Origin of the sequence: Bacillus sp. MUM 116 (assembly GCF_001866655.1) — a bacterium.
Classification (GTDB): Bacteria; Bacillota; Bacilli; order Bacillales; family Cytobacillaceae; genus Neobacillus.
The window spans coordinates 75,745-89,601 of sequence record NZ_MLYR01000017.1; the positions used below are offsets into that span (position 1 = coordinate 75,745).

General features: G+C 41.0%; 11 protein-coding genes. 10 read left to right on the forward strand and 1 reads right to left on the reverse strand.

Annotated elements, in window-relative coordinates; genetic code table 11:
* The first annotated feature begins 146 nt into the window (after window positions 1-146).
* From BIV60_RS04290 to BIV60_RS04300, 4 genes are all read left to right on the forward strand, one after another.
* Complete coding sequence (locus BIV60_RS04290; protein WP_071354483.1) at window positions 147-1,694, forward strand: FMN-binding glutamate synthase family protein; 1,548 nt, start codon at window positions 147-149, stop codon at window positions 1,692-1,694.
* Between the two features lie 177 nt (window positions 1,695-1,871).
* On the forward strand, window positions 1,872-2,030 hold the full coding sequence (locus tag BIV60_RS29450) for a hypothetical protein (protein ID WP_177177211.1): 159 nt from the start codon (window positions 1,872-1,874) through the stop codon (window positions 2,028-2,030).
* A gap of 140 nt (window positions 2,031-2,170) precedes the next feature.
* Window positions 2,171-2,671 (forward strand): GNAT family N-acetyltransferase, encoded by a 501-nt coding sequence (locus BIV60_RS04295; RefSeq protein ID WP_071354484.1) that lies wholly within the window; start codon window positions 2,171-2,173, stop codon window positions 2,669-2,671.
* Window positions 2,672-2,763: 92 nt separating this feature from the next.
* Window positions 2,764-3,231, forward strand: a complete 468-nt coding sequence (locus BIV60_RS04300; protein ID WP_071354533.1) for a DinB family protein — start codon at window positions 2,764-2,766, stop codon at window positions 3,229-3,231.
* A gap of 73 nt (window positions 3,232-3,304) precedes the next feature.
* Here the strand turns inward: BIV60_RS04300 and BIV60_RS04305 are convergent, their stop codons facing one another.
* On the reverse strand, window positions 3,305-3,805 hold the full coding sequence (locus BIV60_RS04305; protein WP_071354485.1) for a DinB family protein: 501 nt from the start codon (window positions 3,803-3,805) through the stop codon (window positions 3,305-3,307).
* 211 nt (window positions 3,806-4,016) lie between these two features.
* Here BIV60_RS04305 and BIV60_RS04310 point away from each other — a divergent pair, with 211 nt between their 5' ends.
* From BIV60_RS04310 to mglA, 6 genes are all read left to right on the forward strand, one after another.
* Entirely contained in the window at window positions 4,017-6,203 is a 2,187-nt protein-coding gene (locus BIV60_RS04310) for an alpha-galactosidase (protein ID WP_071354534.1), read from the forward strand.
* Window positions 6,204-6,479: 276 nt separating this feature from the next.
* A complete protein-coding gene (locus BIV60_RS04315) occupies window positions 6,480-7,502 on the forward strand; it encodes a sugar-binding protein (RefSeq protein ID WP_071354486.1) in 1,023 nt (340 codons plus the stop codon).
* Window positions 7,486-8,949, forward strand: a complete 1,464-nt coding sequence (locus tag BIV60_RS04320) for a sensor histidine kinase (protein WP_071354487.1) — start codon at window positions 7,486-7,488, stop codon at window positions 8,947-8,949. Before BIV60_RS04315 ends, BIV60_RS04320 begins: the two co-directional genes overlap by 17 nt.
* Complete coding sequence (locus BIV60_RS04325; RefSeq protein ID WP_083402089.1) at window positions 8,942-10,531, forward strand: response regulator; 1,590 nt, start codon at window positions 8,942-8,944, stop codon at window positions 10,529-10,531. Before BIV60_RS04320 ends, BIV60_RS04325 begins: the two co-directional genes overlap by 8 nt.
* Window positions 10,532-10,735: 204 nt before the next feature.
* Entirely contained in the window at window positions 10,736-11,794 is a 1,059-nt protein-coding gene (mglB, locus tag BIV60_RS04330) for a galactose/glucose ABC transporter substrate-binding protein MglB (protein ID WP_071354489.1), read from the forward strand.
* Between the two features lie 557 nt (window positions 11,795-12,351).
* Complete coding sequence (gene mglA, locus BIV60_RS04335) at window positions 12,352-13,854, forward strand: galactose/methyl galactoside ABC transporter ATP-binding protein MglA (protein WP_071354490.1); 1,503 nt, start codon at window positions 12,352-12,354, stop codon at window positions 13,852-13,854.
* The last annotated feature ends 3 nt before the right edge of the window (window positions 13,855-13,857 follow it).

Below are 13,857 nucleotides of genomic sequence, written 5' to 3' on the forward strand. Positions count from 1 at the left end.
AGTGGACAAGTTACAATAAAAACAAACGAAGATGCTCTCTTGCAAGGGCATCTTCGTTTGTTTTCTACCTTTAATAACAATCTCACCCCTTTTGCATAGATTGATTGTAATATAGTTACTATGAATAAAGGGGATTCAGGAAATTTATGACTGCTCTGATGATCATTTTGGGTGTAATTGTTATCGGGCTGCTCAGTATATTTTTATGGCTTCGGAGTATCGCAAAAAGACCTCAGCACTCGATTATCCGATTGCATCCGTATTTGGGCTGGATGCGTTACCTTTTAGAACAGATGGGACCAAAGCTAAGACAATATTGGTATGAAAATGATAATGATGGCCGACCATTTTCGCGATATGACTTTTTAGGAATCGTTTTTTCATCGAAATATCGAAATGATCTTTTAAGCTTCGGTTCTAAAAGGAACTTTGATCAGCCCGGTTATTATATAGCAAACAGTTTGTTTCCTCTGCTAACGGAGGAACTTCGAGTGGACAATCAGGAAAAGATTCATGCGATGAAATATAAAATTGAGCATGAGGGACTGTTTACACGCCGGGAGCAGCTAGAAAATGATACAGCCTCGCGTTGGCTGTATCCTACTGAGGACGCCATTATTGTAGGACCGAACCGGCAAGTTCCATGGAAACTTTGCGGCCCGTTTGGAGCATCAGCAACATCCTACGGTTCTGTCGGCGAAAATTATATTCTTGCAACAGGACTTGGCAGCAAAATGGCAGGTGGTTCTTGGATTAATACAGGGGAAGGCGGAGTGGCGCCGGAACACTTAGAAAGTGGAGCAGATGTTGTGGCGCAAATCGGTCCCGGTTTATTTGGATTTCGTGATGCCAACGGAGATTTTTCATTACCGGATTTTATGTTGAAGGCGAAGGAACCCAATATTAAAGCATTTGAACTGAAATTTGGTCAAGGCGCAAAAATTCGCGGAGGTCATCTTGAGGGAGCAAAGGTTACAGCTAAAGTGGCCAGTATTCGCAATGTCCCTGTAGGTCAGACAATCAATTCTCCAAATCGTTTTCCTTTTTTGCGAAATGCTGAGGAAATGCTTCGGTTTGTGAAGCTCCTGCAAAAGGAAGGCGGGAAGCCGGTTGGTATTAAGATTGTTGTTGGAGCACCATCCATGCTGGACGAATTGTTTTTTACCATGAAAAGGTTACAAATCTATCCTGATTTTATTACAATCGACGGTGGTGAAGGCGGTACAGGTGCCACCTATAAATCGATGGCAGATACAATGGGGCTTCCGCTCTATCCGGCTTTGATTACCTTTGTAGATAAGGCCTATGAGCATGGGGTTCGTGATCAATTTAAAATTTTTGCTTCCGGAAAATTGATATCAGCAGATAAAATTGCGATTGCTCTTGCCATTGGCGCGGACGCCGTAAATTCGGCCAGGGGATTCATGATCGCAAATGGCTGTATTATGGCAATGCAGTGTCACACGGGAAAATGCCCGGCTGGGGTGACCACCACGGATCCAAAAAACCAGGAAGCACTTGTCCCGGAGGAAAAGAAATGGCGGGTCATGAACTATATTATTAATGTTCGGCAAGGCTTGTATGCCTTAGCGGCAGCTTGTGGTATTGATACACCACAAAAATTCACACGGGAGCATATTGTCTTCAAAGATGTCGATGGAACAGTAAAAAAACTATCAGACCTTCTAAAGTGACAGGCACCGTTCATGGACAATTGCTCGAATTTGTCCGTGTGGGAAAGACACAAAGAATTGATAGGTATGTCCCCATTTTTTTGCGATAACGAATAATAAGGTCATCTGCCTATCAATCTATATGCCGGTCCATCATTTAATAAAGAAACAAGATTTATTGAATAGGGATGGATGGAAATGGCGAAGAGGAATCGGGGAAAAACCATCAATTATCTGCCTTCTAGAGGGCGCGGGACATGCCCGTTGTGCGGCAGAACGAGAATAAAGCTACTTTATCCACATATAACAGCAGAAAACGTAACGATTAAAGTTTGTAAGATGTGCCGTCATAAATAATCATATTTTTCAAGAATGAGAATACAATAGCTTTCGAGAGCCCCTTAATTCTAGGGGTTATTTTTTTGAAAATAAAGGAACTCACGTTAAGAAAGTGGAATTACTAGGATGGATATTTTTCAAATTAATGGAGGGGAAACATGCCCAACTTAGAAACTGAACGATTATTAATCATGGATTTTTTTCCGGAATATGCAGCTGCAGCTGCGGAAGGTATCGAACAACTTAAAAAGGTTTTTCCCTACGATGTCTCCGACCAATGGCCCAACTTGGATTTTGCTGAAATCCTATCATTTATAGCCGATTCATTAGCAAAAAAACCGAAGGATTCCAAGTGGACAGGACTAATCATCCACAAAAATGACCGCATTCTCATTGGAGAAATTGGCTGCAAGGGCGGACCGAATGAAGAGGGAATCGTCGATATTGGTTATGGAATAGTGCCAGACTATCGCGGAAAAGGGTACGCGACAGAGGCCACACAGGAGATTGTTTCATGGTTATTTTCACAGAGCCTGGCGAACATGGTTACCGCTGATTGTCGGCATGATAATATTGGTTCGCAAATGGTACTCGAGAAGGCAGGCTTTGAAAAATACAAACAGGATGAAGAACTAATCTTTTGGAGAATTCGAAACTAAAAATAGATAGTAGAATCAATTTGGACCTTCAAACCTTATATATTATTGATCAAAAGGAAGGATTAAGCCCTGAGTTCAGTAAATTGGTTTCGATGATGAATTATACCAGAACCATCACCATTGAGGAAGTCAAAGGATTAACGGTTGAAGAGCTTGACTTTCATTATGCGGAGGATGCAAATTCGATTGGAATGCTGTTAGCACATATGTCTGAAGTGGAAAAGGCCTATCAAATTTTGACCTTACAAAATCGTGACTTAACCGCTGAGGACGTAGACAGTTTGAATCCTGCGCTGGACTTAGGACCTTCTGCTAGAGAAGCGATTAAAGGACATCCCATTGAGTATTATTTGAAAAAGTTAGAAGAGGTCCGCAATGAAACCCTAACCATGTTCAAAACTTTACCGGATGAATGGCTGTTTGAACAAACTCCGTTTTGGTGGGACCGCCCTGCCAATAACTACTTTAAATGGTTCCATGTTTTTGAGGACGAATTAAGCCATAGGGGACAGATTCGGATTATTAAAAAAATGGTTAAGAAGCAGATGGGCTCTTTGTAAAATTTGAAAACTGCACGTATTAAAAAAGATGCACTTAAGGGTGAGTGCATCTTTTTTATAGGAAAACCAATTCCTATAAAACTAGCTGTTTAATTTCCTTTATTTGCTCAATATGCCGTTGTTCGTGCAGATCAATCAGTTCCACCCATTGAGATAATGGAAGTTCTCCAAAGACAGGATGAGCTGCTGATTTTTCCGATAAAACGTTTTTATTATCTATGCTTTCCAAAACCTTCATAAGCCCATCTCTAGCATCGGTTAACATTTCCAGCATCTGTTTAACTTCAAATGGCTCACCACTGGGCTGCGCGCTTTCAGGAGCATTAAACTTCTTTGATCGATCGGTTGCAAGATAAATCGGCTTTGGTTCTACCTTTTTATGATCTGGCTGCTTCACTAGATGTTGAATGAGCATGGCAGTTCGGGTTTCCAGTATAACGAGATGATGGCAAACCTCCGCAACACTCCATTGATCTGACCCAGGCTTACGATTAAATTCCTCATGAGTAAGAGATTTAATTTCATCGATTAAATGCTTCCTTGTTTCTAATAAGTTTTCAATTACAGAGTTCATGGCCAATCCCCTTTCAAAAATAACATCCCCCATTATATATTCGTTTCATTAAAAATATATCCTTCAATAAAGAGTGACAGGCACCGCCCGTGGACAAATATCTGAATTTGTCCGTGTAGGGTGGACGATTGCTTTGGCTAGAAATATAAAACATGGTTTGGAATCGGAGGAATATGATGTAGTAGGACTCGATTTAAAAGGAGAAGAATGTATGCCGATTGAGTGGGATGAAAACGAAGGAATCTTTCATTTATACAATAGCAATGTCAGTTATCTAATCCAGATTGTTCACGGAAAGTATCCCGCCCATTTATATTGGGGGAAGTGGGTACAAACAAAGCAGGCTTCAGCCATTTTAACTTTTAAAGGGAGAGCTTTTTCGCCAACAACCGAACCGGACTATCCACAATTTTCACTGGACACTTTGCCACAGGAATATCCTGCTTTTGGGAATGGGGATTTCCGCTCGCCGGCTTATCAGCTTCAAAGCGCAGACCGCTCCACGATTACAGAATTTGTCTATGACTCTCATGAAATTTTTCAAGGAAAACGTCCACTGAAGGGATTGCCTGCTTCCTATGTTGAGGATGACGTTGAGGCTGAAACCCTAGTAATAACGCTAGTAGATTCGAAGATTGGGATTGGGCTGAATCTACATTACACAATATACCAGGATTACCCTGTGATCACACGATCAGTTTCCTTCGAGCATTCTGGCACCCAAGCAGTGCATATTTTAAAGTGTATGAGTATGTCGCTGGATTTTCATCAAGCCGAATGGGACTGGCTGCATCTCCAAGGAACATGGGGGCGGGAGCGGCATATCGAGCGGAAGCCGCTGCATCACGGAGCACAAATGATTTCTTCTGCAAGGGGGGCAAGCAGTCATCTACATAATCCATTTGTTGCCCTGTTATCCAAAAATGCAGACGAAGAGCATGGGGATGTCTATGGAGTTAGCCTTGTTTACAGTGGGAATTTTCAAGCTTCTATCGAAGTTAGCCCGTTTCAAACGGCTCGGCTGGCTATTGGCATCAATCCCTTTGACTTTTCATGGCTCCTGAAGCCGGGGGGGATTTTTCAAGCGCCAGAGACGATAATGGTCTACTCTGGGGAAGGCATTGGCGGAATGTCGCGAACCTTACATAAGTTTTTAAGAAAAAGAGTTAGCCGTGGTGTTTATCGTGATAAAACGAGGTTAATCTTAATCAATAATTGGGAGGCAACTTATTTTAAGTTTAATGAAAAAAAATTAAAGGACATTGCGGATGCAGGAAAAGAGTTAGGAATTGAGTTGTTTGTTTTGGACGATGGCTGGTTTGGGAAGCGCGATAATGCAAAAAGTTCGCTGGGGGATTGGGTGGTTGATAAGAGAAAACTGCCGAATGGACTAAGAGGCCTAGGGGAATATCTCCGAAAAAAGGGAATGAAATTTGGTTTATGGGTGGAGCCGGAAATGGTTTCACCAGATAGTAACCTGTATCGGAAGCATCCTGATTGGTGCTTGCATGTGCCGGGCAGGAACAGGACTCTATCTAGAAACCAGTTAGTACTTGATTTAAGCAGGGAGGACGTGTGTAATTATTTAATCAATATCCTTACAGAAGTTTTCCAAAGTGCTCCAATCTCTTATGTTAAATGGGATATGAACCGCAATATGACAGAGGTTGGGTCTGCGGCGCTGCCGCCTGAAAGGCAAAGGGAAACTGCTCACCGTTATATGCTGGGGCTTTATTGTATATTAGAGAAGCTGACTGAACGTTTTCCGGATATTTTATTTGAGAGCTGCTCCGGGGGGGGCGGCCGTTTTGACCCGGGAATGCTATATTACATGCCGCAAACCTGGACGAGCGATGATACTGATGCAGCCGAGCGTTTAAAAATTCAATACGGAACAAGCATTGTCTATCCAGCGGTAACAATGGGTTCCCATGTATCGGATGTTCCGAATCATCAGGTAGGCAGAACAACGCCTCTTTTGATGAGATGCCACGTGGCGATGGCCGGGAATTTTGGCTTCGAATTAAATATCGATAAGCTGAGCGGCAATGATAAGAAAGTGGTTACAGAGCAGATCAGTCAGTATCACAAAATCAAAGATATCGTCTGTTTTGGGGATCTTTATCGGCTGTTAAGTCCTTATGATGGAACGGATACAGCATGGATGTATGTTTCGGAGGATAAGGGAAAGGCGGTGTTGTTTTATTATAAAACAATGGCGACTCCTAATCCTCCCTTCCAGCGTATAAAATTGCAGGGGCTGGACGATAAAAGAGCATACAGAATCAATAATGGGGGCAAAGAGTATTTTGGCAGTGAACTTATGCAGATTGGTTTGAACCTGCCACTGATTAAAGATGATTTTTCATCTTATTTATACTATATTGAAGCATTATAGTGATTTCGGCTCTTAGAAAATCCGGTCCCGGAAGTTTAATCAAACGTTTGATTAGTTTGTAAAAGCTCTTATATGCCAAGGGTTAAACGAATTTAATCAAACGTTTGTTTAGTTTAAAATCAATCTCGCTGTCCGCTGCAAGTGGACAAATTGTCCCATTTGTCCACGGCCGGTGCCTGTCACTGTTGGTGTCATTGGTGGTGTCACTGTTGTTGGTTTTGGGGAAATTCCGTATAATGACTGTAGATTTTTCATTTGTTGGGACAGGGGGGCTTAATGGGCAGATTAACGAAAACGGCATACACCTTGGGCATACTCTGTTTTTTAATCAGCTGTTCTTTTGCGGTTTTTTATGGACATAAGATCTTTACCCATGACCTGCCGAAAGCAAAAAAAATCGTTGAAAAGGGTCGATATCATTTTGTGCTCGTTACGGAGGAAATGGATAACGAATATTGGCGGCTTGTCGAAAAAGGTGCAAAAGCTGCAGCTAAGAAATACGGAGTAATACTCGAGTATGTTGGACCGAAACAGGCCAATATTGATGAACATTTAAAAACAATTGAAATGGCAGCAGCCTCCAAGGTCGATGGGATTATGACCCAGGGACTGAGCAACAAGCAGTTTACCCCGCTGATCAACCACGTTGTCTTATCTTATGGAATTCCGGTCATCACGGTTGATACCGATACAACCAATAGCCATCGCATTGCCTATATTGGCACGGACAATTATCATGCAGGATACTTGGCGGGAAAAGCTCTGATTGCAGATACAAAGGGAAAAGCGAATGTGGCCATCATTACCGGGAATTTCTATGCCAATCATATGATTCAGCGGGTACAAGGGTTTAAGGATGCAGTAAAAAATGTAAATGGCATTCATATCGTAGCGATTGAAGAATCCCATATCAGCAGGATTCGAGCCGCGGAAAAAGCCTATCAAATTTTGCAGGAACATCCTGAAGTGAACGCCTTTTACGGGACAAGTGCCTTGGATGGAATCAGTATTGCAAAGGTAGTTGAATTGAAAAAAAGAGAGAAAGACATGTATATAATCGGTTTTGACGTCCTCCCGGAAACGATTGCAAATATCCGCAAAGGGATAATCAATGCAACCGTTGTCCAGCATCCCTATGAAATGGGATATGGTTCAGTAAAAATGATGGTAGAACTAATGGAGAAAAAACATATTCCGTCTATTGTCCATACGGGAACACAGGTAATTAGAAAGAAGGATTTGTCCGACTTACATCCAAACAGAATGGGGGAGGGCAAAAATAATGCTATTCCGAATTAGATCCAAACTGTTACTTTATTTTATCGTGCTGGTTGTTTTGTTAACCTCCATCGGATTTTATTTTTATAACAGCAGTGAAAAACTTGTGGTGGAGTACGATAACAGTTTTGAACAGTTCCTCTTGTTAAACGATATCTCTCAAAGAACGAATCAAATTACCGAAAACCTCCATGCGTATATTTTGGAGAAAGATGAACGGTATTTTATGGACTATACAGAAAAAAAGTCAATACTACTCAAGGATCAAAAGAGACTATCTAACGAAATGAATACGAATGACATCACCCTTGTTAATTATAAAAATATGATCGACAGCTTTTTGGAAGAATGTGATGCATCCATTCATTATTTTCAAAAAGATGATATTAACCGCTATTCTGACCATTACAATGAAGTATTGAAAATTGCCTCATTTTTGCAGGAAAGCACACTATCATTGTTAAATAATAAACTCACAGATTATCAAAAATTTTATAATGAAATCGAACTACAAAACCATTATTACAAATTAATGGCGATTTCCCTATTTGCCGCCACTTTTTTTCTCAGTACCATACTTGCCTTATGGATATCGGGAGGGATTACGAAACCAATCCGCCAGCTTTCGAATGCGGCAAAGGAAATTTCAAAAGGAAATTTATCCGGGGAAGATATTAAAGTTTCCACAAACGATGAATTAAAATTATTAACAGAAACATTTAACAAAATGCGGACGAATATCCGCCAGTTGGTCATTGAAATCAAGCAAAAGTCGGAACTGGACAAGCTTCTAAAAGAATTGGAGTTAAGGAGTCTGCAAAATCAAATCAATCCGCATTTTCTTTTTAACACCTTGAACACGGTCTCCAAAATGGCCTATTTAGAGGATGCCGAAGAGACTTCAAGACTAATTGAAGCCGTTGCTGCATTACTCCGTTACAATCTGGGGGATTTAAATAAGGCATCCACGCTTCGAGATGAAGTGAGAGTGGTGAAAGAGTATTTTTATATCCAGCAAACCAGATTTGGGGAACGGATCCAATTCAAGACTGATATCAAAGACGATTGTTTAGATATTGAAATGCCAAGGTTAATTCTTCAGCCTTTAGTTGAAAACGCCTTCATTCATGGTGTGGAGGAATACGAAGAAAACGCTTTAATCAGCTTAAATATATATCGGCAAAAGGACTGGATTTACGTTGAGGTAGTGGATAACGGAAAAGGTATGGACGAGGCTACAAAGAAAAAACTGCAAGAATATGTCCAGGGGATTGAAAAAGATGATATTTTTGAGCCGGAAAAATCAAAGGGACACTCCACCGGCATTGGCGTGAAAAATGTGATTAGACGGCTGCACTTGTTTTATCAGCGGAGCGATATTGTGGAAATTGAATCCGAAATAAAGAAAGGGACAATGTTTAGACTGGTCCTGCCAGATGAGCGGAAAGGTGGAGGAGAACTTGCTTAAAATTCTGCTTGTTGATGATGAAGCCCTTGAGCGAAAAGCAATGGGAAAAATGATTACAAAAGGCATGGAGGGGGTGGAAGTAATCGGCGAAGCCCCGAATGGGAGAAAAGCGGTAGAACTGGCAATCGAACGAAAACCTGATATCATTTTTATGGATATTAAAATGCCGGGAATGGACGGGGTACAAGCTGTAAAAGAGATCAGGAAGCTTGCCTCTGAAATCAAATTTATAATGGTATCCGCCTTTAATACATTTGAATATGCCAAAGAAGTGATGCAGCAAGGCGTCAAGGAGTATATTTTAAAGCCAAGCCGAAAACAAGATATTCTGGAAGCTCTTGGCCGAGTGGTTGCTGAAATTTACGAAGAGCGTAAACAGAAAGAAGAACAGCAAATATTAAGGGAAAATCTTAACCGTGCGGTATCCATTGCCCAAAAAGAATGGGTGTCTTCCCTTATTATTAATCAAGTTCAAGACATCACCTTTGAGGAATGGGGGCAATTGTTAGGGGTGGAAATAACTACAGGCTATATCATGCTTTTCTCCCTTCAGCCCAAGGATTCAAAGGAAATTAGCACCACTGGCAAACAAAATTGGTATACCTGGTTGAAGAATGCTCTTCATTTGGTGGTAAAAAAACAGGAAATCATGATTGGCCCGTTAATCGAATCACAAGTACCTGTGTTGTTCCTTTGGAGAAAGTCGGACGAAAAATTGCTGTTTAAATCGCTGTCACAGAATGTCATTGAAAATATATTGGCCCTTTTTCAAAAAGAGTCTTTTGAAGTGGATTTACGGATTGGCGTCGGCCACCCTTACCACCGTGCATATGAACTCAATAAATCCTATCATGAAGCCGTGATGGCATTAAACCAACTCATGAAAACTCAAAATCAAAAATATTTAATCGGGGTAAAACAAGCTGACACGGAAGAGAATTCAACCTTCGCTTCAGAAATTCTCGAAATGGAGAAAAAATTGCTGGAAGCCGTTCGGCAGGGCGATGTAAATAAGGTATTATTTTTATTTGATTCTTTTATTACAAAACATCAAACAAACAAGTTGATAGAGGTTTCTTTTGTAAAAAAATCATTTGATGAGTTCTTTATTTTACTATCGCGCATGCTGCATGATTTAGGTGTTTATGTTGAACGGACTCCCGAGGTTAATCAGTCGGAGGATATCTCGGTATTGCTTGAAACGGGAAAAGCACGGCTGGTATCCATTGTTCAGGCGGTTCAGCAGTGGCGGACCAATCATGCAAAAGGGATGCTGCAAAAAGCAAAGGATTATATTGAATCGAATTATGCTGAGTCCATCACTTTAGAGTCGGTTGCTGAGTATGTCGAGCTAAGCCCGTTTTATTTTAGCAAATTGTTCAAGGACCGGTTTGGGATGACGTTTATCGATTATTTAACAGAAATTCGGATTAGAGAGGCGAAAGCCTTAATGGAGGATCCTGCGAAAAGTTTAAAGGAGATTTGTTTTTCCATTGGATATAAGGATCCCAATTATTTTAGCCGTGTGTTTAAGAAGACGACTGGCTCTTCGCCATCTGAATTCCGCAAGGCGGTTCTATAAGAATAATAGTCTATAAGACCATATCCGATTTGGTCTTATTTTTTTGGAGAATTTTTCGAAAAGCAAAATAGTCTAGATAATCACAAATTAGTGCTATTGTTTTAAACTATTTGAAAAAATGCGCCCATGCTACCATAAATGTAAGGGTTTACACCAAAAAATGAAACCGGTTCCAATAACTTTATCTTAAAGGAGATTGATTCGATGTTTAATAAGAAAAAAGCGTTACTCCTATCTTTATCCGTTGCTTCTAGTATTCTCTTAGCAACAGGCTGCAGCAGCTCGACCTCCGGAGATTCTGCTAGTGGCAAGAGCGGAGACCTTCCAGCTGTCGGCGCTACGATTTATAAGTTTGATGATAACTTCATGTCATATGTACGCCGTTCTATGGAAGATTCTGCAAATGGCAATTTGAAATTAATGTTGAATGACTCTCAAAACGACCAGTCAAAACAAATTGAGCAAGTAGATACGTTGATTGCAAAAGGTGCAAAATCATTGGCTATTAATCTGGTAGATCCTAAAGCAGCACAAACGATTATTGATAAAGCAAAACTGAAAAACATTCCTGTTATCTTCTTTAACAAAGAGCCGGATGCCGCTGTATTGAAAGGCTATGACAAAGCTTATTACGTTGGTACCACTTCATCTGAATCAGGTGTCCTACAAGGTGAGTTAATTGCCAAGGCTTGGGAAGCAAACAAAGCTAAATGGGACAAAAACCATGACGGCAAAATCCAGTATGTATTATTAAAAGGTGAGCCAGGGCACCCAGATGCAGAGGCTCGTACGAAATATGCGGTGGATACAATCAAGGAAAAAGGCATTCAAGTGGAACAGTTGGCATTAGATACAGCGATGTGGGATGCAACAAAAGCGACTGAGAAAATGGATGCATGGTTAGCTAAATACGGTGACAAAATTGAATTCGTTATAGCTAACAACGATGGTATGGCATTAGGTGCGGTTGCTTCCCTTGAAAAAGCAGGATACTTCACTGGTAACAAATTCATGCCAGTTGTAGGGGTTGATGCTATTCCAGAAGCACTCGAAATGATTGAAAAAGGCAAAATGGTTGGTACAATCTTGAATGATGCGAAAAACCAAGGGAAAGCCACGATTGATTTAGCCGCAAATGCTGCAAAAGGCAAAGATGTTTTAGATGGAACGAATTGGAAATTAGACGATTCAAAAGCGGTTCGTGTCCCTTACGTTCAAATCACAAAGGATAATATCCAGGTTGGTAAAGACGCTTATAAGTAAGTTTTAATTAAAGGCTATTTTCGCATAGATTGTTGTTTTTCGTATAAGTTTAACAACCCGTATAACTAGAGGTTTCGTGGCATCTTTTCGTAAGGACATTTGCGAAAATTGCCTAGAAACTTAGTAATTGACCCTTATAAAGGTCCAAAAGCAACAAAGTTTACGAAAAGAGCCTAATTAAAAGGCTGTTTTAATTTGTTCTGTCGATTTACGCTCCAGGCGCTTCGCTTTCCGCGGGCGGTTCGGGGAGCCTCCTCGGCGCTTATGCGCCTGTGGGGTCTCCCCTGCCCCGTACTCCCGCAGGAGTATCGCGCCTTCCGCTCCAATCAACATTGTACTTTAACATAGCCTATAAAAAAATTAGTTTCATAGAGGCAGCGCCTAAGTCCAGCACTCCCGAGTTTAACCTCATGGAGCACGGCGCTCCTCGAACGAAGGAAAAGATCATGCTTTTCCTTCGTTCGGGGTAAGGCTTCCTTTAGTAGTGAAGCTGGACACGATTTACATCATCATTTTTTTCCTGATGGAAGTTTCACCTTACGCGAGGAGGTTCGCTCATGTCAGAATCAAGTACTACTAATCTGCTAGAAATGCTTAATATAACGAAAAGATTTCCAGGGGTCATTGCGCTGCAAAATGTTTCCTTAAAAGTAAAACCTGGAACTGTTCATGCCTTAATGGGCGAAAATGGAGCCGGAAAGTCAACGTTGATGAAATGCCTATTTGGAATCTATTCCATGGATGAAGGCAAGATCATTTTTGACGGAAAAGAAGTGGCGTTTTCGAATTCCAAACAGGCACTTGAAAACGGAGTTTCCATGGTACACCAGGAACTCAATCAAGTCCGTCAGCAAAATATCATGGATAATATTTGGCTTGGCCGCTATCCAAAAAAAGGCCTTTTCATTGATGAGAAAAAAATGTACGACGATACGCTCGCTATTTTTAAAAGCCTTGATATCAATCTTGACCCACGCAGTAAGGTAAATACCTTATCTATTTCTGAAATGCAGATGGTGGAAATCGCCAAGGCTGTTTCCTATCATTCGAAAATCATTGTAATGGATGAACCGACATCATCCTTAACAGAGAATGAAGTAAATCATTTATTTAAAATCATAAAAAAGCTGCAAAGTGAAAATGTAGCAATTATCTATATCTCTCACAAAATGGAAGAAATCTTAAAGATTTCTGATGAAGTAACCATCATGCGTGACGGTCAGTATATTGCCACAAAGAGTGCGCAGGAATTAACGACCGATGAAATCATCAAGTTGATGGTGGGGCGTGACCTGTCACAGCGTTTCCCTGAAAAAATCAATAAACCTGGGGAAGTGATCTTGAAGGTGACGGATTTAACGGCGGAAGCAGAAGGTTCTTTTTCGAACGTGAATTTTGAACTTCGAAAAGGTGAAATCTTAGGAATTGCCGGCCTGGTTGGCTCGAAACGAACAGAAGTGGTGGAATCATTATTCGGGATGAGGGGAATCAAATCCGGGACGATAGAAGTGAATGGGAAAGTGGTTCAAAATCCTTCTCCACAGCATGCCATCAAAAATGGTTTTGCCCTTGTTACCGAGGAAAGAAGGACCACGGGAATCTATCCGGACCTTAGCATTAGCTTTAACTCGATCATTTCCAACTTGAAGCAATACAAGAAGGGAATGTTCCTGTCTGATAAGAAGGTGTTTGATGATACCAAATGGGTGATCGATTCGATGAAGGTCAAGACACCTTCGCAAAAAACTTCCATCGGCAGTTTATCCGGTGGAAATCAGCAAAAGGTCATTATTGGCCGCTGGCTGTTAACGAAACCGGATATTTTGTTATTGGATGAACCAACCCGCGGGATTGACGTTGGTGCAAAGTTTGAAATTTACCAATTAATCAACCAACTAGCAGCTGAAGGAAAAGGAATCATAATGATTTCATCTGAAATGCCTGAGCTTTTAGGGACTACAGACCGAATTTTAGTGATGAGTAATGGCCGCGCTGCCGGAATTGTTGAAACGGCTAAAACATCGCAGGAAGAGATCATGCGATTAGCAGCTTTGTATTAGGAG

Coding starts and splice junctions, on each gene's coding strand:
- BIV60_RS04300 (WP_071354533.1), top strand. CDS start 2,764: ATGATGAATTATACCAGAACCATCACCATTGAGGAAGTCAAAGGATTA.
- BIV60_RS04305 (WP_071354485.1), bottom strand. CDS start 3,805: ATGAACTCTGTAATTGAAAACTTATTAGAAACAAGGAAGCATTTAATC.
- BIV60_RS04290 (WP_071354483.1), top strand. CDS start 147: ATGACTGCTCTGATGATCATTTTGGGTGTAATTGTTATCGGGCTGCTC.
- mglA (WP_071354490.1), top strand. CDS start 12,352: ATGTCAGAATCAAGTACTACTAATCTGCTAGAAATGCTTAATATAACG.
- BIV60_RS29450 (WP_177177211.1), top strand. CDS start 1,872: ATGGCGAAGAGGAATCGGGGAAAAACCATCAATTATCTGCCTTCTAGA.
- BIV60_RS04320 (WP_071354487.1), top strand. CDS start 7,486: ATGCTATTCCGAATTAGATCCAAACTGTTACTTTATTTTATCGTGCTG.
- mglB (WP_071354489.1), top strand. CDS start 10,736: ATGTTTAATAAGAAAAAAGCGTTACTCCTATCTTTATCCGTTGCTTCT.
- BIV60_RS04315 (WP_071354486.1), top strand. CDS start 6,480: ATGGGCAGATTAACGAAAACGGCATACACCTTGGGCATACTCTGTTTT.
- BIV60_RS04295 (WP_071354484.1), top strand. CDS start 2,171: ATGCCCAACTTAGAAACTGAACGATTATTAATCATGGATTTTTTTCCG.
- BIV60_RS04310 (WP_071354534.1), top strand. CDS start 4,017: ATGCCGATTGAGTGGGATGAAAACGAAGGAATCTTTCATTTATACAAT.